The organism is Paraburkholderia heleia NBRC 101817, assembly GCF_000739775.1.
GTDB classification, from domain to species: Bacteria; Pseudomonadota; Gammaproteobacteria; order Burkholderiales; family Burkholderiaceae; genus Paraburkholderia; species Paraburkholderia heleia.
Genome location: NZ_BBJH01000008.1, coordinates 20,385 through 44,581, shown reverse-complemented (window position 1 = coordinate 44,581; position 24,197 = coordinate 20,385). Strand labels below are relative to the sequence as shown.

The 24,197-nt window shown below is 66.0% G+C and carries 19 protein-coding genes; 10 read left to right on the top strand and 9 right to left on the bottom strand.

Going from position 1 to position 24,197, the window contains the following annotated elements; translation table 11 throughout:
- Positions 1–22: 22 nt before the first annotated feature.
- A complete protein-coding gene (locus BHE01S_RS08990) occupies positions 23–1,219 on the bottom strand; it encodes a phytanoyl-CoA dioxygenase family protein (RefSeq protein ID WP_042262925.1) in 1,197 nt (398 codons plus the stop codon).
- Between the two features lie 109 nt (positions 1,220–1,328).
- Positions 1,329–2,270, bottom strand: coding sequence for a LysR family transcriptional regulator (locus BHE01S_RS08985; protein ID WP_042262922.1), 942 nt, complete (start codon positions 2,268–2,270; stop codon positions 1,329–1,331).
- A gap of 183 nt (positions 2,271–2,453) precedes the next feature.
- Between BHE01S_RS08985 and BHE01S_RS08980 the strand changes: the two genes are divergently transcribed.
- On the top strand, positions 2,454–3,965 hold the full coding sequence (locus tag BHE01S_RS08980) for a CoA-acylating methylmalonate-semialdehyde dehydrogenase (protein ID WP_042262920.1): 1,512 nt from the start codon (positions 2,454–2,456) through the stop codon (positions 3,963–3,965).
- A 22-nt stretch (positions 3,966–3,987) separates the two neighbouring features.
- Here BHE01S_RS08980 and BHE01S_RS08975 read toward each other — a convergent pair whose 3' ends face one another.
- Positions 3,988–4,950, bottom strand: a complete 963-nt coding sequence (locus BHE01S_RS08975; protein WP_042262919.1) for a LysR family transcriptional regulator — start codon at positions 4,948–4,950, stop codon at positions 3,988–3,990.
- 108 nt (positions 4,951–5,058) lie between these two features.
- Here BHE01S_RS08975 and BHE01S_RS08970 point away from each other — a divergent pair, with 108 nt between their 5' ends.
- The 3 genes from BHE01S_RS08970 to BHE01S_RS08960 all read left to right on the top strand — a co-directional run bounded on the left by BHE01S_RS08970 (position 5,059) and on the right by BHE01S_RS08960 (position 8,115).
- The gene (locus tag BHE01S_RS08970) at positions 5,059–6,075 is read left to right on the top strand and encodes a zinc-dependent alcohol dehydrogenase family protein (RefSeq protein ID WP_042262915.1); all 1,017 of its coding nucleotides are present in this window, start codon (positions 5,059–5,061) and stop codon (positions 6,073–6,075) included.
- A gap of 313 nt (positions 6,076–6,388) precedes the next feature.
- Positions 6,389–6,787 (top strand): helix-turn-helix transcriptional regulator, encoded by a 399-nt coding sequence (locus BHE01S_RS08965; protein WP_042262913.1) that lies wholly within the window; start codon positions 6,389–6,391, stop codon positions 6,785–6,787.
- A complete protein-coding gene (locus BHE01S_RS08960; RefSeq protein ID WP_042262911.1) occupies positions 6,784–8,115 on the top strand; it encodes a type II toxin-antitoxin system HipA family toxin in 1,332 nt (443 codons plus the stop codon). The genes BHE01S_RS08965 and BHE01S_RS08960 overlap by 4 nt, the downstream gene beginning before the upstream one ends.
- Positions 8,116–8,121: 6 nt before the next feature.
- Here BHE01S_RS08960 and BHE01S_RS08955 read toward each other — a convergent pair whose 3' ends face one another.
- Positions 8,122–9,030: a LysR family transcriptional regulator gene (locus BHE01S_RS08955; RefSeq protein ID WP_042263249.1), complete on the bottom strand. Its 909-nt coding sequence runs from the start codon at positions 9,028–9,030 to the stop codon at positions 8,122–8,124.
- Between the two features lie 134 nt (positions 9,031–9,164).
- Between BHE01S_RS08955 and BHE01S_RS08950 the strand changes: the two genes are divergently transcribed.
- From BHE01S_RS08950 to BHE01S_RS08940, 3 genes are read left to right on the top strand one after another with little or no spacing between them, the layout of a single operon-like run.
- Positions 9,165–10,583, top strand: a complete 1,419-nt coding sequence (locus BHE01S_RS08950; RefSeq protein WP_042262907.1) for a M20 family metallopeptidase — start codon at positions 9,165–9,167, stop codon at positions 10,581–10,583.
- Positions 10,584–10,593: 10 nt separating this feature from the next.
- Positions 10,594–11,901 carry an MFS transporter gene (locus BHE01S_RS08945; RefSeq protein ID WP_042262903.1) on the top strand — a complete coding sequence of 436 codons (1,308 nt, stop codon included), beginning with the start codon at positions 10,594–10,596 and terminating at the stop codon, positions 11,899–11,901.
- A 40-nt stretch (positions 11,902–11,941) separates the two neighbouring features.
- Positions 11,942–13,033, top strand: a complete 1,092-nt coding sequence (locus BHE01S_RS08940; RefSeq protein ID WP_042262901.1) for a serine hydrolase domain-containing protein — start codon at positions 11,942–11,944, stop codon at positions 13,031–13,033.
- Here the strand turns inward: BHE01S_RS08940 and BHE01S_RS08935 are convergent.
- The 3 genes from BHE01S_RS08935 to BHE01S_RS08925 all read right to left on the bottom strand — a co-directional run bounded on the left by BHE01S_RS08935 (position 13,030) and on the right by BHE01S_RS08925 (position 18,702).
- On the bottom strand, positions 13,030–16,056 hold the full coding sequence (locus BHE01S_RS08935; RefSeq protein ID WP_042262899.1) for an FAD-binding and (Fe-S)-binding domain-containing protein: 3,027 nt from the start codon (positions 16,054–16,056) through the stop codon (positions 13,030–13,032). The two genes, BHE01S_RS08940 and BHE01S_RS08935, sit on opposite strands and share 4 nt — an antisense overlap.
- Before the next feature lie 6 nt (positions 16,057–16,062).
- Positions 16,063–17,349: an MFS transporter gene (locus BHE01S_RS08930; RefSeq protein ID WP_042262895.1), complete on the bottom strand. Its 1,287-nt coding sequence runs from the start codon at positions 17,347–17,349 to the stop codon at positions 16,063–16,065.
- Positions 17,350–17,484: 135 nt separating this feature from the next.
- Positions 17,485–18,702 carry a pyridoxal-phosphate-dependent aminotransferase family protein gene (locus BHE01S_RS08925; protein WP_042262893.1) on the bottom strand — a complete coding sequence of 406 codons (1,218 nt, stop codon included), beginning with the start codon at positions 18,700–18,702 and terminating at the stop codon, positions 17,485–17,487.
- Positions 18,703–18,864: 162 nt separating this feature from the next.
- Between BHE01S_RS08925 and BHE01S_RS08920 the strand changes: the two genes are divergently transcribed.
- Together BHE01S_RS08920 and BHE01S_RS08915 are read left to right on the top strand one after the other, a co-directional pair.
- On the top strand, positions 18,865–19,581 hold the full coding sequence (locus tag BHE01S_RS08920) for a GntR family transcriptional regulator (protein WP_042262891.1): 717 nt from the start codon (positions 18,865–18,867) through the stop codon (positions 19,579–19,581).
- 110 nt (positions 19,582–19,691) lie between these two features.
- Positions 19,692–20,882, top strand: coding sequence for a M20 aminoacylase family protein (locus BHE01S_RS08915; protein WP_084068688.1), 1,191 nt, complete (start codon positions 19,692–19,694; stop codon positions 20,880–20,882).
- Positions 20,883–21,071: 189 nt separating this feature from the next.
- Here BHE01S_RS08915 and BHE01S_RS39645 read toward each other — a convergent pair whose 3' ends face one another.
- Entirely contained in the window at positions 21,072–21,677 is a 606-nt protein-coding gene (locus BHE01S_RS39645; protein WP_174479496.1) for a hypothetical protein, read from the bottom strand.
- Between BHE01S_RS39645 and BHE01S_RS08905 the strand changes: the two genes are divergently transcribed.
- Positions 21,652–22,206, top strand: coding sequence for a type 1 glutamine amidotransferase domain-containing protein (locus BHE01S_RS08905; RefSeq protein WP_042262884.1), 555 nt, complete (start codon positions 21,652–21,654; stop codon positions 22,204–22,206). The two genes, BHE01S_RS39645 and BHE01S_RS08905, sit on opposite strands and share 26 nt — an antisense overlap.
- Positions 22,207–22,227: 21 nt before the next feature.
- Here the strand turns inward: BHE01S_RS08905 and BHE01S_RS08900 are convergent, their stop codons facing one another.
- A complete protein-coding gene (locus BHE01S_RS08900; protein WP_052405786.1) occupies positions 22,228–24,162 on the bottom strand; it encodes a potassium transporter Kup in 1,935 nt (644 codons plus the stop codon).
- Between the last annotated feature and the right edge of the window lie 35 nt (positions 24,163–24,197).

The following is a 24,197-nucleotide window of genomic DNA, read 5'->3' as shown; positions in this document are numbered from 1 at the left end:
CACGCCGAGTTCATCGCCACGCTCACGCGGGGTCGCGCCGCGCGCCCTGCATGCGCAACGCCTCGGCGAGTCTGTCCGGCTCCCAGTCCTCGCGCAGCGCGCGCTGCATGAGGGCCTGCTGGCTTTCCGGCGCGAGGCCCCCCAGGGGCGGGTCGCGGTCGAGATTCGTGGGAAACGGATAACCCTCGGCACACGACGCGATGACCGCCGCTGTCGCGAAGTCGACGGCATCGCCGAGGCCGTTCCGACGCCGCTCGCGCAGCACGGGATAAACCGCTTCGCACATGCTCGTGCGGTCGAGCGCTTCCATCGCGCGGCCCATAGCCGATGAAACCTGCAACAGGTTCGCCATGCGCTGCACATCGGCTGTGCGGTTCGCGCCCGCCGCATGAAATAGCGCGGGATTGAAGAACAGGGCGTCGCCCCTGGCAAGCGGCAGCTGCACGCAATGCGCCTCGAAATACGCGCGGAAATCGGCTCGCCGCCACGCAAGATAGCCCTCGGCGTAGCGTTGCGAGTACGGGAGGAGTTTCGTGGGCCCGCTCTCGACCGGCATGTCGCTGTGCGCCACCGCTCCCTGGAGCGTGAGAAAAGCGCTGACGCGATGCACATGCGCCGGGTAACGCTGCGCCTCCTCGATCGTCTGGAATCCCAGGTGATAGTCGCGGTGCGCTTCCTGCGCCGCGCCGCCCGGACGCACCACGTTGACCTGCGAGGTCATCTGATAACACGGCCCGAGCCACGCCTCGCACACAGCCATGAGCGGCAGGTTCGCGAAGTAGTCGACGAACACCGCGGGCGCTTCGAGGCAGAGCTTCTGTTGCGCATTCCAGATGCGATCGTTTGCGCCCGCCTTCGCAAAATGGTCCGCGCCGCTCGTGCCCTGCTCCCGCTCGCCCCGGATGATGGATTCGAACACGGCGGTCGCGTCGTCCACTGGCTGCGTGTTCGCGTAAGCGCGTTCGAGCACGAGCACGCCGGCGCCGTCGCGCAGCACGTGCGCCCATTCCGCCTGCAATTGCGCGCGCTGCGGCGCGTCACGAAGCACGTCGTCGAGCAACGCGCAATCGTACACGGGAATGCGCTGCCGCACTTCGCAGGCGTAGTGCAACGGGCTGCCGTCGTCGCGCAGCCGGTTCACGAATGCCTCTAAAGAACATTCGCTTTCGAGGTACCATTGCCGCCCCCAATCCGCCACAGGTGTTTCGCGCCGATCCATGCGTCTGCCTCCATTTTGGGTCAAGGATAACGTCGGCACCGGGCGCCGTGGATACCAAAAATCTATCGAAAGCGCCTCGGGAAGGCGGCGCCGTGGCTGCGTGCCCGATTCACGCCAGCGGAAAGCCATCCTTGAACGTCTGCCGCAGGAACTCCGCAAAGTGCTTGACCGCACGCGGCACCTGCGCCCCATATGGCCGCACGACGTGCAATTGCGAAGCGAACGCGCCGACGGGGCGCCAGTTGGCCAGCAGCACGACGAGCTTGCCGGCCTGCAGCGCGGCTTGCGCGCTGAAATCGGGCAACAGCGCGATGCCGAGATGCTCCAGCGCCGCATCGCGCAACGCTTCGCTATTGTTCGCCGAGAACGGCCCGTTCACCGTCACCGTCTCGCGCGCGCCTTCCGCGCGGCGGCCGGCTTTCTCGAACGACCATACGCCCGCACCCAGCGCGCGCGGATAGAACAGACAGTCGTGCTGCGCCAGATCGGCGGGCGTTTGCGGCGTGCCGCGCTGCTTGAGGTAAGCCCGCGTGGCGACGATAACCGAGCGCGTGTCGCAGAGTTTCCACGCCACGTGGGTTTCCGGCACCTGCGCGCTATGGCGGATCGCGAGATCGAACCCTTCGGTCGCAATCGAGCTGAGCCGGTCGGAAAGCTCCAGCTGCACGCGCACTTCGGGATGCGCGCGCGAAAACTGCGCGAGACGCGGCACCAGCTGCTGACGCGCGAAGGCCACCGGCGCGGTGACGCGCACGGTACCGCGCGCGACATCGGCCATCTCGCGCACGCTCGCAAAACTCGCGGCAATACTGTCGAACTGGGCGCGCGTGTCCTCCACGAGGCGCAGCCCCGCCTCAGTGAAGCGAACACTGCGCGTGGTGCGCTGCACAAGCGGAACGCCTGCCACACGCTCCAGTTCGGCGATGCGCTGGCTGACGGCCGCCTTGCTTACGCCGAGGCGCGCCGCCGCCGCGGTATAGCTGCCCTGGGTGGCCAGCACACTGAGCCAGTGCAAATGCGTCCAGAGTGCTTCGACTCGCTGTGTATCCATCGATGAAAAGCCCGCGTCAAAACTCGTGATCCCCGCGCCGATACTAGCACGCCGATCGCGCACTTTTCACAGACTGCGCAAGCCATTGTTCACAACTGAAAACAATCAATTCAGCGCCGGGGTCTTTCCTCGCCCCCGCACCCTCCGTAGACTGGCGGCACACTCACCAAACGAGGAGATGACATGCAGCCCTACACCGATTCCGCAGACGTGGTCCACTTCATCGGCGGCAAGACCGGGCGCGGCGCGGGCGAGCGCACGCAAGCGGTCTTCAACCCCGCGACCGGCGCCCCCGCGCGCCGCCTCGTGCTGGGCGACGTTGCCGACGTGGACGCCGCCGTTGCGAGCGCGAAAGCCGCGTTCCCGATGTGGCGCGACACGCCGCCCATTCGCCGCGCGCGCGTCATGCTGCGGTTTCTCGAACTGATGAATCGTCACGCGGACGAACTCGCGGCGATCATCACGGCCGAGCACGGCAAAGTCTTCTCCGACGCGCAGGGCGAAGTGGCGCGTGGCATCGACGTGATCGAATTCGCCTGCGGCATTCCGCAACTGCTCAAGGGCGATTACACCGAGCAGGTCTCCACGGGCATGGACAACTGGACCGTGCGCCAGCCGCTCGGCGTGGTGGCCGGCATCACGCCGTTCAACTTCCCCTGCATGGTGCCGTGCTGGATGTTCCCGGTGGCGCTCGCAGCCGGCTGCACGTTCGTCCTCAAGCCTAGCGAGCGCGACCCTTCGGCTTCGCTCTTCATGGCGCGTCTGCTCAAGGAAGCCGGCCTGCCCGACGGCGTGTTCAACGTCGTGCAAGGCGACAAGGTCGTGGTCGACGCCCTCCTCGCCCACCGCGACGTGAAGGCCGTGAGCTTCGTGGGCTCCACGCCGATTGCGAACTATATCTACGAGACCGGTGCGAAGCACGGCAAGCGCGTGCAGGCGCTCGGCGGCGCGAAGAACCACATGGTCGTGATGCCCGACGCAGACCTCGACAAGACCGTGGACGCGCTGATCGGCGCGGGCTACGGGTCGGCCGGCGAGCGCTGCATGGCGATCTCGGTGGCCGTGCTGGTGGGCGATGTGGCCGACAAGATCGTGCCGCGCCTTGCCGAGCGCGCACGTAGCCTCGTCGTGAAGGACGGCATGCAAGCCGATGCCGAAATGGGCCCGATCGTCACGAAGCAGGCGCTCGAGCGCATCGAAGGCTATATCGCGAGCGGTGTCGAAGAAGGCGCGACGCTCGTGGTGGACGGGCGCGGCCTCAAGGTGCCGGGCCACGAAGAAGGCTTCTTCACCGGCGGCACGCTGTTCGACAACGTCACGCCCGAGATGCGCATCTACAAGGAAGAAATCTTCGGACCGGTGCTCGCCTGCGTGCGCGTGAAGGACTTCGCACAGGCCGTGCAGCTGATCAACGATCACGAGTTCGGTAACGGCGTTGCCTGCTTCACGAGCGACGGCAACGTGGCGCGCGAGTTCGGCCGCCAGATCGAAGTGGGCATGGTGGGCATCAACGTGCCGATTCCCGTGCCGATGGCATGGCACGGCTTTGGCGGCTGGAAGCGCAGCCTCTTTGGCGACATGCACGCGTATGGCGAAGAAGGCGTGCGCTTCTATACGAAGCAGAAGTCGATCATGCAGCGCTGGCCGGAAAGCACCGAAAAGGGTGCGGAGTTCTCGATGCCGGTGGCAAAGTAACGGAAACCTCGAGGAGATTTCGTCAATTTCCGTTCAGGTCGATGGGGTCTGTCGGCTCCATCGGGTCCGTGCGGTCGGCTTGGGCGCCGAGCATGCGCGAAATATCCTCGACGAGCGCATCCACCGCCACGCGCACCTTCGACGGCATGTGCCGCGTCTTCTGCCGCACGACATGAACTTCGTCGCCCATCACGCTCTTGCTGTCCATGACGAGTTCGAGTCGTCCGTCGCTCAAATACGGGCCCATCAGCCAGCACGGCAGCCACGCGAGACCGGCGCCGGCCGCGGCCGCATCGGCGATCGCCAGCAGGTCGTCGAAGCACAGCCGCGACGCTAGCCGGCACTCCTCGACTTCGCCGCCGGGGCCGCGCACGCGCCACGCCGGGCTCTGCCCCGCGCGGCCATACGCGATGCCAGTGTGCGTGGCGAGGGCGGCGACGTCGGCCGGCTTGCCGTGCTGCGCTAGATACGCAGGCGACGCGCAAATACCCATGCGCTGCACACCAAGCCTGCGTGCGACGAGCGTGCCATGGTCGGGCAGTGTGCCGATGCGCACGGCCAGATCGAAGCCGTCCTCGACGAGATCGGCCACGCGGTCGCTGAACGAGAGTTCGACGTTCAGACGCGGATGCGCCTCCACGAGCCGCCGCACCACCGGCGCCACGCACTGGCGCCCGAACAGCACCGGCGCGCTGATCCGCAAGCGCCCCGCAGGCTCGCGCCTCCCGTGATCGAAGGCGGCCTCCACGGCGCTCAGCTCGCCCAGCACGCGGCGGCACTGCTCGTAGTAGGCATGGCCTTCGTCGGTGAGGCTCAAGCTGCGCGTCGTCCTCTGCAGCAGGCGCACGCCCAGGCGCTGTTCGAGCCGCGCGACGATCTTCGCGACCGCCGAGCGCGTCACGCCAAGGCGCTCGCCCGCGGCGGAGAAGCTGCCTGCGTCGACCACGTCCACAAATTCGGCCACGCCGCTCAGGCGTTCGTTCATATCACCCCCTCTTGTATCCTTTACGGCAACAACGAAGCGCCGGAATCTCACCAATGTCGCCTGTCAAGCAACACTATCATAGGTACTCCCACTTGTACTGGAGCAGCCATGAACGCATGGAAACTGAAGGCCGGAAGCGGCTATGGCGCACTCGCGCGCACCGATTTCACGCCGCGCGCGCCCGGCCTGCATGACGTAGTCGTAAAGATTCACGCGGCCTCGCTCAACTATCGCGACCTGATGTTCGCGCGCGGCGATTACCTCGGGCTTGGCGACGCTGCGCTCGTGCCGGTCGCCGACGGCGCGGGCGAAGTGGTCGAAATCGGCGCAGCCGTCACGCGCTTCAAACCCGGCGATCGCGTGATCAACACCTACTTCCCGCATTGGGTGGACGGTCCTCCCGCGCCGTGGAAAGTGCGCGAGTCGCCCGGTGCGCAATTCGACGGGGTGCTAGCAGAACGCTTCGTCGCTGCGGAAAGCTCGCTCGCTTCGATTCCCGCGCACCTGAGCTACGAGGAAGCCGCGACGGTCTCGTGCGCCGGCATTACCGCCTGGAATGCGATCTTCGCCGATGGTGGCGCACAGCCCGGCGCTACCGTGGTGCTGCTCGGCACTGGGGGCGTGTCGATCTGGGCACTGCAGCTTGCCCACGCGGCAGGGTTGCGGACCATCATCACGTCGTCGAGCGACGAGAAGCTCGAACGCGCGCGCTCGCTCGGCGCGAACGAGACGATCAACTATCGCTCGCATCCCGAATGGCAGGACGAGGTGCTGCGGCTCACGGGCGGCGAAGGCGCGGATATCGTCGTGGAAGTGGGCGGACGCGATACGCTGCCGCGCTCGGTGGCCGCCGCGAAGATGGGCGGGCTCGTTTCGATCATCGGCGGCGTGACGAGTTTCGCGGGCCCCGAACTCGGGCTGCTTCCGGTGATCGGCGGCTTCAAGCGCCTGCATGGCCTCATGGTCGGCAGCCGCGCGATGCTCGACGACGTCACGCGTTTCGTCGCCGCACGGCAGATTCGGCCGATGGTGGACCGCGTGTTCGCTTTCGACGAAGCGCCGGAAGCCTACGCGTGGCTGGAAGCCGGCAAGCATTTCGGCAAGGTGGTGATACGCGTGGCGTGAGAGCGCGTCGAAATCTGATCGGATTCCTGATAAAAGAGGAAACTGGCTCGGTGGTGGTCTGAAGGCAGATCGTTTTGGCCGCGAAGCGGCTGGGGTGGGTTGCGCTGCGATTGACAGTTAGTTGCACATCTGCCGGCGCCCCGCACCCACGGCGGCCCTCGCCCAGCACCGGATACAACCTGCAGGCTGTATTTGTAAATTACAGCCTGTGATTTGTATTTTCACTTTACAGGGTATAGACTGTATTCGACTGCGCCGCGCGTTTGCGTTTGCATCGGCCGTCTGCATCGGCATTTCGCCGCCCGGAGCTGCCGTGGACTACCCTCTCAAGACCCTGAGCCAGCTGCGCCCGATTCTCGTCGGCTTCCGCAAGAAGGCTGGCCTGACCCAGAAAGACGTCGCCGCGCGGCTCGGCATCTCGCAGCAAAGCTATGCCGCATTCGAGGCGAATCCCGAAGGGGCGAGCGTCGAGCGGCTCGTCCGGGTCCTGCGGCTCGTCGACGTCGAAATCAAGTTCGGCGCGCCCGAAGACAAGGCCGGGCCGGTCGCGGCGAAAGCCGCGCCCCGCCCGGCCGGAACCCCTGCGGCCGCCGCCAGGATGTCGAGCGCGGCCAAGCCCTCGCCCGAGAGCAAACGCACCCGCGCCACGCCAGCGGCCGCAGCCCCGCAGCGCCAGTCCCCCGCCCGCAGCAAGCCAAGGGAGAACTGGTGAGCGCACGCCAACGCCCGCCCAACCGGCTCGACCTGTGGATGAACGGCCTCCCGGTGGGCTACTGGGAGAATGTGCGCGGCAACGAACGCCTCGTGTACCTCGACAGCTGGCTCGACGACGAGCAAGGCCGCCCACTCTCCCTTTCTCTGCCGTTTACGCCCGGCAACCAGCCCTACCGCGGCCAGATCGTCGCCGATTATTTCGACAATCTGCTGCCGGACAGCGACCGTGTCCGCAGACGCATCGCCGCGCGCTATCAGACAGGCGGCACCTCGCCGTTCGAGTTGCTCGCCGCGCTCGGCCGCGATTGCGTGGGCGCGCTGCAGATTCTTCCCGCAGGCGCTGCGCCCGCCGGCCTGAAGAGCATCAAGGGGCGCGCCCTGAGCGAAGGCGACATCGCGCAACTGCTGCGCGAAATCACCGCCACGCCGCATGCGGGCGAGCACGATGCCCTGGACAGCCTGCGGCTGTCGATCGCCGGGGCGCAGGAAAAGACCGCGCTGCTGCGGCATGGCGGGCAGTGGCTGCTTCCGCAGGGCAGCACGCCGACCACGCACATCCTGAAGCTGCCGCTCGGCCTCGTCGGCAACATGCGCGCCGACATGCGCACCTCGGTGGAAAACGAGTGGCTGTGCACGCAGATCGTCTCGGCCTACGGGTTGCCCGTCGCGCCGTGCGAAATCGCGCAATTCGAGGACGCGAAGGCGCTGGTCGTGGAACGCTTCGACCGGCGTCTTGCGAGCGACGCCAAATGGATCGTACGCCTGCCGCAGGAGGATCTGTGCCAGGCCACCGGCACGTCCGGCCTCGCCAAATACGAAGCCGACGGCGGCCCTGGCATCGACGCGATCATGCAGGTGCTGGACGGCTCCGCGCAGGCCACGGTCGACCGCCGCCACTTCTTCGTCACGCAGGTCATTTTCTGGCTGCTCGCGGCGACGGACGGCCACGCGAAGAACTACAGCATCGCGCTGCTGCCCGGCAGCCAGTACGCGGCCACGCCGCTCTACGACGTGCTCAGCGCGCATCCGATCGTCGGCCGGGGCCGCAATCATATTGCGCCGCAGCGCGTGAGCCTTGCGATGGCCGTGCGCGGACGCAACCGGCACTATCGCGTCGAGGAGATCTATCCGCGGCAATGGATCGCGCAAGGCCAGCGCGTGGGATTCGCCGCGGCAGAGGTCGAAGCGATGCTCGCGCAGGTGGCCGCGCAAACGCCCCGCGCGATCGAAGCTGTCGCAGCGCAGATTCCCGCCGGTTTCCCCGCGGACGTCGCCGACACCGTTTTTGCCGGCATGCGCCGGCTCGCCGCGCGGCTCACCGCGTAGGCGAAATCAGCCACAGGCAGGCTCATCGCCGTCGATCGCGCGCGTGAGCAGGTCGAGAAAGGCCTGCATGGTCTGCGGCAGCGTGCGGCCCGCCATCGTCTGGATCTGCAGCGTGCGCTGATGCAGCTCCGGGTTCGTGAGCGGCACAGCGGCAAGTCCCTCCACCTCGAGACGGCCGCGCACGGTCAGAAAGCCGGTGAACGTGACGGCATCGGTCAGGCGTACGAATCGTTGCAACGCCACGTGATAGTTGCTGACGAACACCGGCTCGAAGATCAACCCTTCGAGGCTGCACGCGATGTCGAGCAACTGGCGAATCGTCACCCCCTGGCTGTTCATCGCGACCGGCCACGGGACCAGATCGCGCAGCGACAGCGACTTGCGCGCCGCCAGCGGATGATCGCGCCGCATGAGCGCGAAGATCGGCGCGCGCTGCGAACAGTGCACGGCAATCTCCTTCTCGGGCGCGACGCTGAAGCACAGCGCGATATCGGCCGTGCCCTCGCGCACGCGCTGCGTTGCAACAGAAGGTGCCGACACGTCCAGCTGAAAATGCGTTTGCGGATAGGTCCGGAGAAAGTGAGCAAACATCTGCGGCAGAAAATCCGGCGCGAGGCCTTCGGAACTCGCAACACGGATGGTCGCGCGCCCGCCCTCGCTCAGCCCGCGAATCTCGCCGACCACGCGCTCCGTTTCGAGCAGGCTGCGCCGCGCGTGCTCGGCGAGCATGCGCCCCGCCTCGCTCAGCACCATGCCGCGCGGGCGCCGCTCGAACAACGGCGTGCCGAGTTCTGCTTCGAGCCGGGCGATCTGGCGGCTGAGCGCGGAAACGGCGACGTAGAGCCGCTCGGACGCCTTGCTCAGCGAGCCGCTGCGGGCCACTTCCAGAAAATAGCGCAGTGCGGTGTTGTCCATGTCGATGAGCGCGGTCTCGTCCGCTTTGCCGTTTCGGCAAAGATAGATCACAAATATTGTAATTGTGCAGAAATATCGGCGGTTGCAGGATCGTTCGACGGCTTCAGACGGCCTCAAACAGAGGGAGACGCGCGTTGACCCGTGACATCGCCATTCAAACCGCAGCCGCCCAATACGATTCGGGCCGCTTCCTGAACGATCTGCGCCGCCGCGTGGCGTTTCGCACCGAGAGCCAGGAGCCGGAGAGCGGTGGCCGTTTACGCGGCTATCTGGACGAGGAGCTCACGCCGCTGCTCGCTCAATGGGGGTTCACCTGCCGGATCGTCGAGAATCCCGTCAACGGCGCGGGCCCCTTCCTGATTGCCCACCGCCATGAAGACGATGCGCTGCCCACCGTGCTCAGCTACGGCCACGGCGACGTGGTGCGCGGCTACGACGCGCAATGGCGCGCGGGCCTCACGCCGTGGGACGTGACCATAGACGGCGAGCGCTGGTATGGCCGCGGCACCGCCGACAACAAAGGCCAGCACAGCATCAACCTCGCGGCACTGAAGGCCGTGCTCCACGCGCGCGATGGCAGGCTCGGCTTCAACCTCAAGCTGCTGTTCGAAACGGGCGAGGAAGTCGGCTCGCCGGGCCTGCACGAACTGTGCAGCCGGTTGCGCGACGAACTCGCCGCCGACGTGCTGATCGCCTCCGACGGGCCGCGCCTCTGCGCGGACCGCCCGACGATTTTTCTAGGCTCGCGCGGCCTCGTCAATTTCAAGCTCGAACTCACGCTGCGCGAAGGCGGCCATCATTCGGGCAACTGGGGCGGCCTGCTGCGCAACCCGGGCGTCGTGCTCGCGAGCGCGATCGCCTCGATGGTCGACGCACACGGCAAGATCCTCGTCGATGGCCTGCGCCCGCCGCCGATTCCGGAATCCGTGCGCCGCGCACTCGCCGAGATTCGCGTGGGCGGCAATCCGGGCGAGCCCGAAGTCGATCGCGACTACGGCGAGCCGGGCCTCACGCCAACCGAGCGCGTGTTCGGCTGGAACAATCTGGAAGTGCTCGCGTTCCGTACGGGCAATCCCGAGAAACCCGTGAACGCGATTCCGCCACACGCTATCGCTTACCTGCAGTTGCGCTTCGTCGTCGGCACGAACTGGCAGGACCTCGAACGCATCGTGCGCGCGCACCTCGACGCGCACGGCTTCGACATGATCGAACTCGAAGTGGAGCGCGGCGCACCGGCCACGCGAGTCAATCCCGACAACGACTGGGTGCAGTGGGCGCTGCGCTCGCTGCGCGAGACCACGGGAGCCGACCCCGTACTGTTGCCGAACCTGGGCGGCACGCTGCCCAACGACGTATTCGCCGAGGTGCTCGGCATGCCCACGCTCTGGGTGCCGCATTCGTATCCGGGCTGCTCGCAGCACGCGCCGAACGAGCATCTGCTCGGCCCGGTCGTGCGCGATGGGCTGCGCATCATGGCTGGCCTCTTCTGGGACCTCGGCGCAAGAGATGCCGGCGCGTCCAACCCCGCACCGCATCCGACAACGCTTGCATGAGGACGTCCCAATGAGCATCGAATCCCTACCCGCGCACGGCGGCGAGCACTGGTCAGAGCCCGCTCAAGGCACTTCAGCCAGGCACGTCTCACGGCTCATCGCCGCGACTTCAATCGGCAACGCGCTCGAGTTCTACGATCTGCTGGCATACGGCTACTTCGCCTCGACGCTCTCCAGGCTCTTCTTCCCCGTTCACAATGCAACGATGTCGCTGCTGCTCACGCTAGGCACGTTCGCGCTCTCGTACCTCGCGCGGCCCGTCGGTGCGCTCGTGCTCGGCTCATACAGCGACCGCAAGGGTCGCAAGGCATCGCTCACGCTCTCCATTGCGATGATGACGATCGGCACCGGCATGGTCGCGCTGATGCCCACCTACGCGACGATCGGCATGCTCGCGCCCATCGGCATTTTTGCCTCGCGTCTTCTGCAGGGCTTTTCGGCGGGCGGCGAGTTCGGCAGTTCCACTGCCTTCCTGATCGAGCATGCGCCGCAGCGCAGCGGTTTCATGTCGAGCTGGCAGTTCTCGAGCCAGGGCGCGAGCACGCTGCTCGTCTCCCTGTTCGGCGCAGTGCTTACGGGCACGCTCACACAGCCGCAGCTCGAAGGCTGGGGCTGGCGCATTCCCTTCCTGTTCGGTGTGCTGATTGGTCCGGTGGGTCTTTATATCCGCCGACGCATCGACGAAACGCCGGAATTCGAGCGCATCGAAAAAGCCGAGTCGCCCGTGCGTGAACTGTTCGCCACGCAGAAGTCGCGCGTCATCGCATCGATCGGCGTGCTGATCCTGACCACGTCGGCCCAGTACGTGCTGCTTTACATGCCGACCTATGCCGCGCGGCAGCTCGGCCTCGCGCCTTCGTCGGGCTTTATCGCCACGCTCGTGGCCGGCCTGATCGCCATCGTGCTCACGCCGATCGTGGGCCACTGGTCGGACAAGGTGGGCCGCACGCGTATCATGTTCGTCGCGGGCGTGCTGTTCCTGCTCACCGTCTATCCCGCGTTCATGTTCGTGAATGCCCATCCTTCGCTGCCCTCGCTGCTGGCCGCCGTGGTCTGGATCGCGGTGCTGAAGGTCACCTATTTCGCCTCGATTCCGGCGCTCATGGCCAGCTTCTTCCCCGCGCGCACGCGCACCACCGGCATGGCGCTGGCCTACAACGTCGGCACGACCGCGTTCGGCGGCTTCACGCCGCTCGCCGTGGCTTCGCTCATTGCGGCGACGGGCAACAATCTCGCGCCGGGGCTCTGGCTGATGTTCGCGGCCGTGCTGAGCCTCGCTACGCTGACCTGGGCGCGTCTGCGTCTCGACGCCCGCTGAACCGGCGCCGGACAGGAACACAAAAAGGAAACACGCACACATGCAATACGACTTGCCGCAGGAAGTTCAGGACGCCATTCAGTTTTCCGTCGATCACGAATCGGCATGGGACCGTAACGCCGATGGCAACTTCGGTGTGCACGTGAACGACCCGCCGCCCTGGAACCGCTTGCTCGGCCCCATTCACGATCGCGGACCGGTATCCGGCGCTGTCGCCGTGAATGGGCGAGTGCTCGCGCAATGGGGCGCGCCCGATCGGCCCGATCTGACCTTCAGCATCGCGAAGACGTATCTGGCGCTGCTCGCCGGTGTGGCGCACGACCGCGGCCTCCTGCCCGATCCCGACGAGCCCGTCCACGTGCGCGTGCCCGGCATCGGCTTCGACGACAACCACAATGCGCAGGTCACGTGGACACACCTGCTGCAACAGACGAGCGAATGGCAAGGCACGTGCTTCGGCCTTTCCGATCAGGCCGATCACTATCGCGCCGTCACGTTCGGCGAGCCGCCCGACGGGAAAAAAGGCGACTTGCGCCCGTTGCGCGCGCCCGGCACGTATTGGGAATACAACGACGTGCGCATCAACCAGCTTTCGCTCGCGCTCCTGCGTTTGTTCGGTCGTTCGTTACCCGAAGTATTTCGTGAGACGATCATGAGACCCGTTGGGGCGAGCGAGAACTGGCAATGGGTCGGTTACGACGACGCCTGGATCGATCAGGGCGGCAGGCGCGTGCAGTCGGTGCCGGGCGGCTCGCATTGGGGCGGCGGCATGTCGGTGAGCGCAAACGACCAGCTGAAGGTTGCGCAAATGCTGCTCGACGACGGCTTGGCCGCGGGCCGCCGTGTGCTCTCGGGCGAATGGATCGCGCGCATGCGCACGCCCTGCCCGCTCGCGCCGTTCTACGGCTCGCTCGTCTGGCTCAACACGGGGCAGCGGATGTTTCCGTGCGTGCCCGAGTCGAGCTGGTTCGGGGTTGGCGCGGGCAGCTCGTTCATGTGGATCGAGCCCGGGCGCAAGATCGCGTTGATCGTGCGCTGGATCGATTCGCAATTCGCCGATGCGTTCTTCGGCAAGATGCTGCATGCCGTCGATGCCGTGCACGCACGCCAGGGCATGAGCACGCTAGCCTAGCGCATCGCCATTTCCAGCACCCGCGCCACGTGCAGCGCCGTGGCGTTTGCGCCGTCATGGATCTGGTGGCGGCAGCTCGTGCCATCCGCCACGACGAGATCGGCGCGATCCGCCTTGCGCACGGCGGGCAGCAGCGCGAGCTCGGCCATCGCCAGCGAGGCTTCGTAGTGCTGCGCTTCGTAGCCGAAGCTCCCCGCCATCCCGCAGCATGACGATTCGATCGGCTTCACCTCCAGGCCCGGAATCCAGCCCAGCACCGTGAGCACAGGCCGGAAGGCGTCGAACGCTTTCTGGTGGCAGTGGCCGTGCACCCAGGCGCGCGGCGCGTCGAGCTGGTGCAACAACTTCACATCGAACCGGCCCGCGCCTTTCTCGCGCACGAGGAATTCCTCGAACAGGAACGCTGCAGCCGACAGCTTGCGCGCTTCGTCACCGTAGCCGTATTGCAGGAATTCGTCGCGCATCGAGAGCAGGCACGAAGGTTCGAGCCCGACGATCGACACGCCGCGCGCCACGAACGGCATGAGCGTATCGAGCAGGCGCCGCGCCTCGTGCTTCGCCTCGTCGACCAGTCCCGCTGCGAGGAACGTGCGGCCGCAGCATAACGGACGCTCTTCGCCGCGCACGTTGAAGTGCACGCAATAGCCGGCCGCTTCGAGCACCCGTTTCGCGGCGCGGGCGTTTTCGGGCTCGAAGTTGTCGTTGAAGGTGTCGACGAACAGCACCACTTCCTTCGTCGCCGCCGCCGGGTCGGGCTTTGCGGCCGCGACCTCCGCAAGGAACGAAGGCCGGAACTGCGGCAGCGAACGTTGCGGCGCGAAGCCGAGTACGCGCTTCGCCCACCCGGACACCACAGGGATGCGCTCGCCCGCCGCCACAAGGCCGCCGGCTTGCGCCACACGATGCGCATAGCGCGGTAAAAACGCAGTCATCTTCTCGCGCAGCTTCAGGCCGTGCTTCGTATTCCACGCCGCGCGCGCCTCGATCTTCAGCTTCGCCATGTCCACGCCGGTCGGACAGTCGCGCTTGCAGCCCTTGCACGATACGCACAGGTCGAGCGTGTCCTTCACGTCGTCGCTTGCGAGTCCGTCCTCGCCCAGCTGTCCCGAAATTGCGAGCCGCAACGTGTTCGCGCGGCCACGCGTTACGTGCTTCTCGTCTTTCGTCACGCGGTAGCTCGGGCACATCGTGCCCGCGTCGAACTTGCGGCAGTGGCCGTTGTTGTTGCACATCTCCACGGCTTTCGCGAGGCCGCCCGTCAAGTCGTCGCCGCTGCCGGGCGGCGTTTGCTCCCCCGTGAGCGGATCGCGGCTCACGTCCCAAGCCGACCAGTCGAGCGCCGGTCGCATCTGGCGCTCGCGATATCCCGGCGCGAAGCGGAACAGCTTCGCGTCGTCCATCTTCGGCGGCCGCACGATCTTGTCGGGATTGAAGCGGTTCTCGGGATCGAACAGCTGCTTGATTTCCATGAACGCCTGGTTGATCTTCGGTCCGTACTGCCAGGCAATCCATTCGCCGCGGCACAGACCATCGCCATGTTCGCCCGAAAACGCGCCCTTGTACTCGCGCACCAGTTCCGCAGCCTCCTCCCCTATCGCGCGCATTTTCGCTGCGCCGTCGCGGCGCATGTCGAGTATCGGCCGCACGTGCAGCGTGCCGACGCTCGCGTGCGCGTACCACGTGCCTTCGGTGCCGTGCCGATGGAAGATTTCGGTCAGGCGGCTCGTATACTGCGCGAGATGTTCGAGCGGCACGGCGCAGTCCTCGATGAACGAGACGGGCTTGCCGTCGCCCTTCATGCTCATCATGATGTTCAAGCCCGCCTTGCGCACCTCCCACAGCGCCTTTTGCTCGTTCGCATCGGTCATCTTCACGACCGCATCCGCCAGGCCGAGGTCGCCCATCAGTTCGACCAGTTCATCGAGCCGGCGCACCTGGGCGTCGCGCTCGTCGCCCGCGAACTCGACCAGCAGGATCGCGTCGGGCCTGCCCACCAGCGCCTTTTCGATCACCGGCCTGAAGCCCGGATTGCCAAGCGCAAGCTCGATCATCGTGCGATCGACCAGCTCGACCGCGGTCGGCTTGAGCCTGACGATGTGCTGCGCCGAGTTCATTGCCTGCCAGAAGGTGGGGAAGCTCACTACCCCCAGCGTTTTATGCGCGGGCAGCGGCGCGAGCTTCAGCGTGATCTGCCGGCTGAACGCGAGCGTGCCTTCGGAACCCACGAGCAGATGCGCGAGATTCGCCACGCCGTCGTCGGTATAGGCGAGCGGGTTCTGGCAATCGAACAGGTCGATGTTGTATCCGGCCACGCGGCGCAGCACCTTCGGCATGCGCTCCGCGATCTCGCCGCGCTCGCGCGCGGCGATGCGCTGCACGCCTTCGAGCAGGGCCGTAAGCCGCGCGCCTTCATGCGGCATTTTCAACGACTGGAAGCGCGCTTCGCTGCCGTCCGCGAGAATCGCGTCGATGCCGAGCACGTTGTGCACCATGTTGCCGTATTCGATCGAGCGCGAGCCGCACGAGTTGTTGCCCGCCATGCCGCCGATGGTGCACTGGGCGGCCGTCGAAACATCCACGGGAAACCACAACCCGTGCGGCTTGAGCCACGCGTTCAGATGATCGAGCACGACGCCCGGCTCGACCGTCACCGTGCGCGCACCCGCGTCGAAATCGACGATATTGTTGAGCCACTTCGACGTGTCGATCACGAGCGCTTCGCCCACCGTCTGACCGCACTGGCTCGTACCCGCGCCGCGCGCCAGCACGGGAGCGTGCTCGAGGCGCGCCACTTCCAGCGCGGCGCGCAAGTCGTCCTGATCGCGCGGCACGGCCACGCCAATGGGCATGATCTGATAGATCGAGGCGTCGGTTGCGTAACGGCCGCGGCTCGCAACGTCGAACAATACGTCGCCGCGCAGGGCTTCACGCAAGTGCCGCGCGAGCGGCGAGCCATGGCCCGCGCCCGAAGGAACGAGATGAACCGGCTTGACCAGCATGGCGGAGCTGCGTGCGCCTTCCATCGCCGTTCACACTCCCTGATGGGAACCCGCCGCCTGGTCAGCCTTCTTGCCCAGCTCGAAGCGGCTGTCCGGCTGCATGCGAAACGCGAGAATCACGCCGCACCCCATCAGCACCATGCTGCCTACGAACGGCAGGTCCCAGTTGCCGAAGCGGTCGATCAGAAAACCACCCACCACGGGCGAAATGATCGCGGCCAACGCGGAGCCCGTGTTCATCATGCCGCTCGCCGTGCCCGAGAACTCCGGTGCGATATCCATGGGAATCGCCCACATCGGCCCGATCGTCATTTCGGCGAAGAAGAAGCCCGCTGCGAGGCACGCCATGGAAATGACGGGATCGTGCACGAACATCAGCGGCACGAGCACGATCAGCGTGACGAGCATGCACACCGAGACCATCCAGCTGCGCGCGCGCTTGAGGTTGCCCGTGCGCTGATAGAGCCAGTCGGTCACGAGGCCGCCGAGCGTGTCGCCCACCACGCCCGCGAGGAACACCACCGAGGCGAAGATCGCCGACTTGCCCAGCTGCAGGTGATAGTTGTGCAGGAAGTATTGCGGAATCCAGCTAAGGAAAAGCCACAGTGTCCAGCCATAGCAGAAGTAGACGATCGTCACCGGAATCATGCGCCTGAAGAGTGCCATCCACGGCAGGCCCGTCGCGCGCGGCCTGGGTTGCGGCAGGATCGCGAGTTCGGCCTCGGTGATGCGCGGGTGATCCTTCGGGTGTTCGGTGAACGTGAACGCCCACACCACCACCCACAGCAGGCTGAGCGCGCCGCAAACATAGAACGATTCGCGCCAGCCGTAGCGCGCCATCACCAGCACGACCACCGCGGGTGCCACCGCATTGCCGATGCGCGAAGCGGAGTGCGTGATGCCCTGCGCGAAACCGCGCCGTTCTTTCGCGACCCAGCGCGACATGGCCGAGGTCGAGGCGGGAAACGTTGCGCCCTCACCAAAGCCGAGCAAGAGGCGCGCGGCGAGCAGGGTGGCGAGGCCGCCCGCCATGCCCGTGAGCACGGTGGCCACGCCCCACAGCGCGCCGCAGAACAGCAGCGTGCGGCGCGCGCCGAAGCGGTCGCTCACCCAGCCGCCGATGATCTGAAACAGCAGATACGGATACGCAAAGGCCGAAAAAACCAGCCCGACCTCGGTGTGCGAAAGCTGGAACTCCTTGCCGAAGCCTGCCGCCGCCGTGCTCACGTTCACACGATCGAGGTAGGTGATGAAGTACATGATGCAGAGCATGATCAGCACGATGCTGCTCGCGCTCGTCAATCGATACCGTTTCATCGTCTGTCTCCGTTGCTGGTTCTATCGGCCGCATCGCCCTTCTCGAAGTGGCGTCCGGCATGGGAACGACCTGGCATCACCCGGAATCGGCCTGACCTGCCGCGCCCCGTGCGCGGCATGGGCAAACGCACCGCTTCAGGCGGCTTTCAGCGACACCACGTTGGGTTGCGCCGCGAGATAGTCCATCGCGGCGGGCAAGCCGCTGTCCTTCAAGGGCACGCCCGCGATGCGCAGGCCCATCTCGCAGCCGGCCAATGCCGCCAGCAGCGTGAGGTCGTTGCAGTCGCCCAGATGCCCGATGCGGAACATGCGCCCCTTGACCTTGCCGAGGCCCGTCCCGAGCGAAAGATCGAAGCGCTCGTAAATGATCTTGCGCACCGCATCCGCATCCACGCCTTCGGGCGTCATCACGCCCGTGAGCACGGGGCTGTAGACGGCGGGATCGGCGCACTGGATCTCGAGCCCCCACGCGCGCACCGCGCGCCGGCACGCCTCGCCTAGCCGCCGGTGCCGCGCGAACACGTTGTCGAGCCCTTCGTCCTGCAGCATGTCGAGCGCTTCGGAAAGACCGTAGAGCAGGTTCGTGTTGGGCGTGTACGGCCAGTACCCGCTCTTGTTCATCTCGATGATCTCAGCCCAGCCCCAGAAGCTGCGCGGCAGCCTTGCGTGCTCGCTCGCGGCCAGCGCCTTCGCCGACACGGCGTTGAAGCTGATGCCAGGCGGCAGCATGAGACCCTTCTGCGAGCCCGACACGGTCACGTCCACGCCCCATTCGTCGTGGCGATAGTCGGCGCTGGCGAGACCGGAAATCGTGTCGACGAGCAGCAGCGCCGGGTGACCCGCGGCGTCGAGCGCGCGGCGCACCGCAGCGATGTCCGAAGTCACGCCGGTCGAGGTCTCGTTATGCACCACGCAAACCGCCTTGATGGCGTGCTGCGCGTCCTCGCGCAAACGCTTTTCGATCATGTCGGCCTGCACGCCGCGCCGCCAGCCTTCGATGCCGGGCAGGCCGAGAAACTCAGGCTTCAGGCCAAGACGCTCGGCCATCTGCTTCCACAACGTCGCGAAATGGCCCGTCTCAAACATCAGCACCGTGTCGCCGGGACTCAGCGTGTTAGTGAGCGCGGCTTCCCACGCGCCCGTGCCGGAGGCCGGGTAGATCACCACCGGCTGCTGCGTCTTGAAGATCTTCTTGATGCCTTCCAGCACCTTGAGTCCGAGCACGGCGAACTCCGGGCCGCGATGGTCGATGGTCGGATAGCTCATCGCGCGCAGGATGCGATCCGGTACCGGGCTCGGGCCCGGAATCTGCAGGAAGTGGCGGCCGGCGGGATGGAAATCGAGCTTCAACATGCAATCGCTCCTGTTTTGAATTTTGCATTCAAAAAACTATAATCCAGCCAGCTCATAGGTAGACAGACAATTCTGACGTGGTTTACCCCAATCCCGACTCACTTCTTTGGGGTCCTGTCCTTGGGCTAGAATTCGCTGGAAATCGATGGAAATGCCTTTTGCATGCAAAACCCGAACCTGAACCCCTCTGCGATCAGCCCGGAACTGCCGCCCATTCCGCGTCAGCAACTTCATGACACCGTCGTCGACCATCTGCGACGGTTCATCGTGGAAGGCGTGCTCGAGGCCGGGCGCAAGCTCAACGAACGCGAGCTGTGCGAAACCCTGGGCATTTCGCGCACGCCGCTGCGCGAGGCGTTGAAGGTGCTCGCGTCCGAAGGGCTGATCGAGATTTCGCCGAATCGCGGCGCCTCGGTCTCGAAGATGTCGGAGGCGGAACTGCGCGAGACCTTCGAACTCATGAGCGGGCTCGAAGCGTTTTCAGGCGAACTGGCGTGCGAACGGATCACCGCGACCGAAATCGCCGAGATCAAGGCGCTGCACTACGCCATGCTCGCCTGCCGCGCACAGAACGATCTGGCCGGCTACTACAGCCGCAATCAGGCGATTCACGACAAGATCAACGAAGCGGCGCGCAATTCGGCGCTGCGGCAGACGTATATCGCGGTGAATCGCCGTTTGCAGGCGCTGCGGTTTCGCTCGAACTTCGAAACCGCCAAGTGGGACCGTGCGATCCGTGAGCATGGCGAGATGCTGGAGGCGCTCGACGCGCGCGACGGCAAGCGGCTCGCGGCCATCCTGCGGCAGCATTTGCTCGCCAAACGCGACGCGGTGTTGAGGATCGGGGACACGCCGCCGGCACAGGACACCGGCAACTGATTCGTTGCGCGCGCCACGTCTTTCGGCCACCTTCATGGGTCGAGTTTTTCGTCGATGCCATACCCGGTCCCTGGCTTGCGCGCAAACCTGTTCCAATAAAGGAGCCCCTCGTGAGCGAGCGCCGCTACTGCAAAGTCGCCGATCTGGCCGAAGCCCGATCGGAACTCGACGAAATTCGTCATCACCTCCACCAGCACCCCGAGCTGTCGTACGAGGAAGCCGACACGTCGCGCTTCGTCGCCGGGAAGCTCGAGTCCTGGGGCTACGAAGTCACGCGCAACGTGGGCGGGCACGGCGTCGTGGCGTCGCTCAAGGCGGGCACGAGCACGCGCACCGTAGGCGTGCGCGCCGACATGGACGCCCTGCCGATCCAGGAGCTGACCGGCCTCGACTACGCAAGCGTCCACCCGGGCAAGATGCACGCGTGCGGCCACGACGGCCATACCACCGTGCTGCTCGGCGCAGCGCGCCAGCTCGCCAGAACGCGCCATTTCGACGGCACCGTCCATCTGATCTTCCAGCCCGCCGAGGAAGCCGGTTCGGACAGCGGCGCCGAGCGCATGATCGCCGACGGCCTGTTCGAGCGTTTCCCCTGCGAAGCCATCTTCGGACTGCACAACCATCCGGGCATGCCCATCGGCACGTTCGGCTTTCGCGCCGGCCCGCTCATGGCCGCGTGCGACACTGTCAAGCTGCGCGTTCACGGCAAGGGCGGCCATGCGGCGCGCCCGCATCTGGCCGTCGACCCGGTGCTCGTGGGCAGCAGCATCGTGATGGCCCTGCAGTCGGTGGTGGCGCGCAACGTCGATCCCAACGAAGCCGCGGTCGTGACCGTCGGCGCGTTCCGTTCTGGCCATGCGCCGAACGTCATTCCCGAAGACGCCGTGCTGGAAATGAGCGTGCGCTCGTTCTCGCCCGAGGTGCGCGCGACACTCGAGGCGCGCATCCGCGCGCTCGTGCAGGCACAAGCGCAAAGCTACGGCGCAACGGTGGACATCGAATTCATCCGCGGCTATCCGGTGCTGATCAACAGCGAAGCCGAAACCGGGTTCGCGCGTCAGGTCGCCGAGGAACTGGTCGGGCCGGAACACGTCATCGCACCGTTCCCGCCGATCGCCGGCAGCGAGGACTTCGCGTACTACCTGCAGCAGCGCCCCGGTTGTTTCATACGCCTTGGCAATGGCGAGGGCCGGCCGATGCTGCACAACGCGCGCTATGACTTCAACGACGAGAACCTGACCATCGGCGCTGCGTTCTGGACGCGCCTCGTCGAACGCTTTCTCAGCCATGACCGTGCATGAACGCCGCCACCGCACCGCTGATGAGAGCGGCCAAAGAAACGCCGGTCTTGAGTGACCAGTCGATTGAAAAAAATGCGGCCTTGAAAAAGGGCGGGCGAACGCAGTGTGCGTCGCCCGCCCTTCGCGCTACATCCCCGTTTCTTGTTCCCGCTTCTTGTACGATAGTTAGTTTAACTACGCACCCCGTCCTTACTGGCTCCCCTGCGAGCCGCCGTCAGGCTGTGTGCTCATCCCGCCATTGCCGTAACCATTGTTGTTATACGGCATGGTCTGGCGGGTTCCCGGCGCCGGCGCGGGCGCCGCGCCAGTTCCCGTTCCCTGGCCCCCGCCCGTCGCGGTAGTGCCGGGTGCGCCGTAGCCGCTGTTCTCATAACGGGTGCCCGCAGTGCTGCCCGGCGGGCGCGCCGTGTTGATGCCCGCCGCGCCCGTCGTGCCGCCGCCTGCACCGATGCCATTGCTGCCGCCGCCGGCGCCACCGGCTCCCCCGCCCGCGCCCTGCGCGAGCGCGGCAGCAGAACACGTTGCGATTACGACCCCAGCCAGCAGTTGCTTGATCGATCCATTCATTTCGCTCTCCTTGATGAGGGTTGTGGATGGAACTGCTGCGTGGCGAACCGGTGGTGCCACGCTTGTCTCCTGTTTCGCAAGCGCCATGCCACCGCCGAATCGAACCCGGCTGCGCACCGATTGCGTCGATTCGCATTGCCCGCGCCGCGCGGCATCCGTCTTGCTGCGGTTGAGAACAGTTTCAACCGAGGAGGAAATCGCAATGGCCAACATGCTCGACAACTGCAAGGTCGCAATCCTTGCCATGGACGGATTCGAGGAAGTCGAACTTACCGAACCGCGCCGCGCCTTAAAGGAAGCGGGGGCGCAGGTGGACGTGATCTCGCAGAAAAGCGGTGAAATCCAGGGCTTTCGTCACGTCGACAAGGGCAGCAAGATCAAGGTGGACCGCACTTTCGGCAGCGCGAAGGCAGACGACTACGACGCGGTCGTGTTGCCCGGCGGGGTGGTGAACTCAGACGCCATCCGCCTGATTCCGGAAGCCCAGGCGTTCGTGCGCGCGGCTAACGACGCACACAAGACGATTGCCGTGATCTGCCATGGCGGTTGGCTGCCGGTCTCGGCCGGGATCGTCAAGGGGCACACCATGACGAGCTGGCCCACGCTGCAGGACGATATCCGCAACGCGGGTGGCAAGTGGGTGGACGAGACCATGGTCCACGACGGCAACTTCATCACGAGCCGCAAGCCCGACGATCTACCCGCCTTCAACGCGGAAATCATCTCCACGCTTTCGGCGGAGGCGGGCACGGCATGACAACGCTGGCCGACGTCATGCTCATAGCGCCACCTGCACGCCTAGCTCGACCACATGCGCGGGAGCCAGACCGTAGTACTCGGCGCTCGAGGTACAGTGATACGACATGAACGCGAAGAGCCGCGCGCGCCAGCGGCTCACGTCCTGCCGGGCGTGCTCACGCAGTACCTCGTCGCGCGGCAGATAGAACGTGGTTTGTTGCGGGTCGAAACGCCAGTCGCCCAGCCGGCCCTGCAGGATGGTCAAAAGGCGTGGCAGATCGGGCCGCTCGACAAAGCCGTGATGCGCGACGATCTCCCAGCAGCCCGCACCGAGATCGCGCGCTTCAATGCGCGTTTCATCGTCCGCCTGTGGTGCGGACTCCGAAACGTTGGCGAATACGATCACCGTACGATGCAGGACGTGATTGTGACGCACGTTGCTCACGAGCGCGGCGGGCGTCATGCCGGGTGCGTTGCCCGGGTACACGGCCGTGCCGGGAACACGGGGCAGCTTCGGCTCGGCGGCGCAGATGCCGCGTAGAAAGGCGTCCACCGGCTCGCCGCGTGCCGCATGGCGCGCCTCCAGTTCGCGGCCCCGGTTCCAGGTGCTCATCGTGATGAACAGCAACGCGCCCACGGACACCGGAAACCAGCCGCCCGTGGGAATTTTCGGCAGGTTCGCGGCGAGCAGCATGCCGTCCACTATCAGCAGCGGCACGCACGCGAGCCATGTGGCGATGCGCGGCCAGCCCCATACTTCGCGGCACACGGACAGCATCTGCAGCGACGTGGTCACCATCGTCATCGCCACAGCGAGGCCATACGCGGACGTGAGCCGCTCGGAGCTGCGAAAGAACAGCACAAGAAACACCACGGCCACCAGCAATCCCGCGTTGACTGTCGGAACGTAAATCTGCCCGTGCCGCGTGCTCGAGGTTTCGATCGTGCGCATGCGCGGCAGGAAGCCCAGCTCGATGGCCTGGCTCGTCATCGAAAACGCGCCCGAAATCACCGCCTGTGAGGCAATGATGGTGGCCAGCATGGCGATGCCGACCGCTGGAACGAGCGCCCAATGCGGCACTGAGTGAAAGAACGGCTGGCCGGCGCCGCCCGGCTCGAACAGCACGGTTGCGGCCTGGCCGAAATAGCCCGCGACGATTGCGGGCAGCACGACGCAAAAGAACGCGACGCGAATCGAGCGCGTGCCGAAGTGGCCGATGTCGGCGTAGAGCGCCTCCGCGCCCGTCAGTGCAAGAATCACTGCGGCGAGCACGCCAAACGCGAGCCCCGGATGCGCGAGCGCGAGCCGCACGGCCCAGACCGGCGACGCCGCGGCGAGAATCGCCGGATAAAGCACGATGTGATACACGCCCGCCGCGCCGAGGCTCAAAAACCAGAGCGCCATGACGGGACCGAACGTGCGGCCGACGACGGCGCTGCCGCGTGACTGGAACAGGAAGAGCGCCACGAGAATCGCCAGTGAAACCGGCAGCACGGCGCTGTCGAACGCAGGATTGATCTCCTTGAGGCCTTCTACTGCGGAGAGCACTGAAATGGCGGGGGTGATCATCGAGTCGCCATAGAACATCGCCGCGCCGACGAGCCCCGCGAGCACGAGCAGACGCGGCGCGGGACGCCCCGCCTTCGCGAACCCGGCGCGCACGAGCGCAGTGAGCGCGACGATGCCGCCCTCGCCTTCGTTGTCGGCGCGCATGACGAAGCAGGCGTACTTGAGCACCACGACGATCAGCACCGCCCACAGGATCATGGAGAGCACACCCATCATCACGGGCTGCGCCGTGGAATGCGCCGTCTGGACGGCTTCGCGCAGCGCGTAGATCGGGCTCGTGCCGATGTCGCCGAAGACCACGCCGAGCGCGCCGAGCATCAGCGCGCGCTGGCCGGCGTCGTCGGCCGGCTTGCGCGGCTTCTTTCCCGGTGCGTTTCTGAGCGGATTGAGGCGTTCCTGAAGCATGGCCGCGCGGCGTTCGTGGAGGCTCTGCCTTCTCG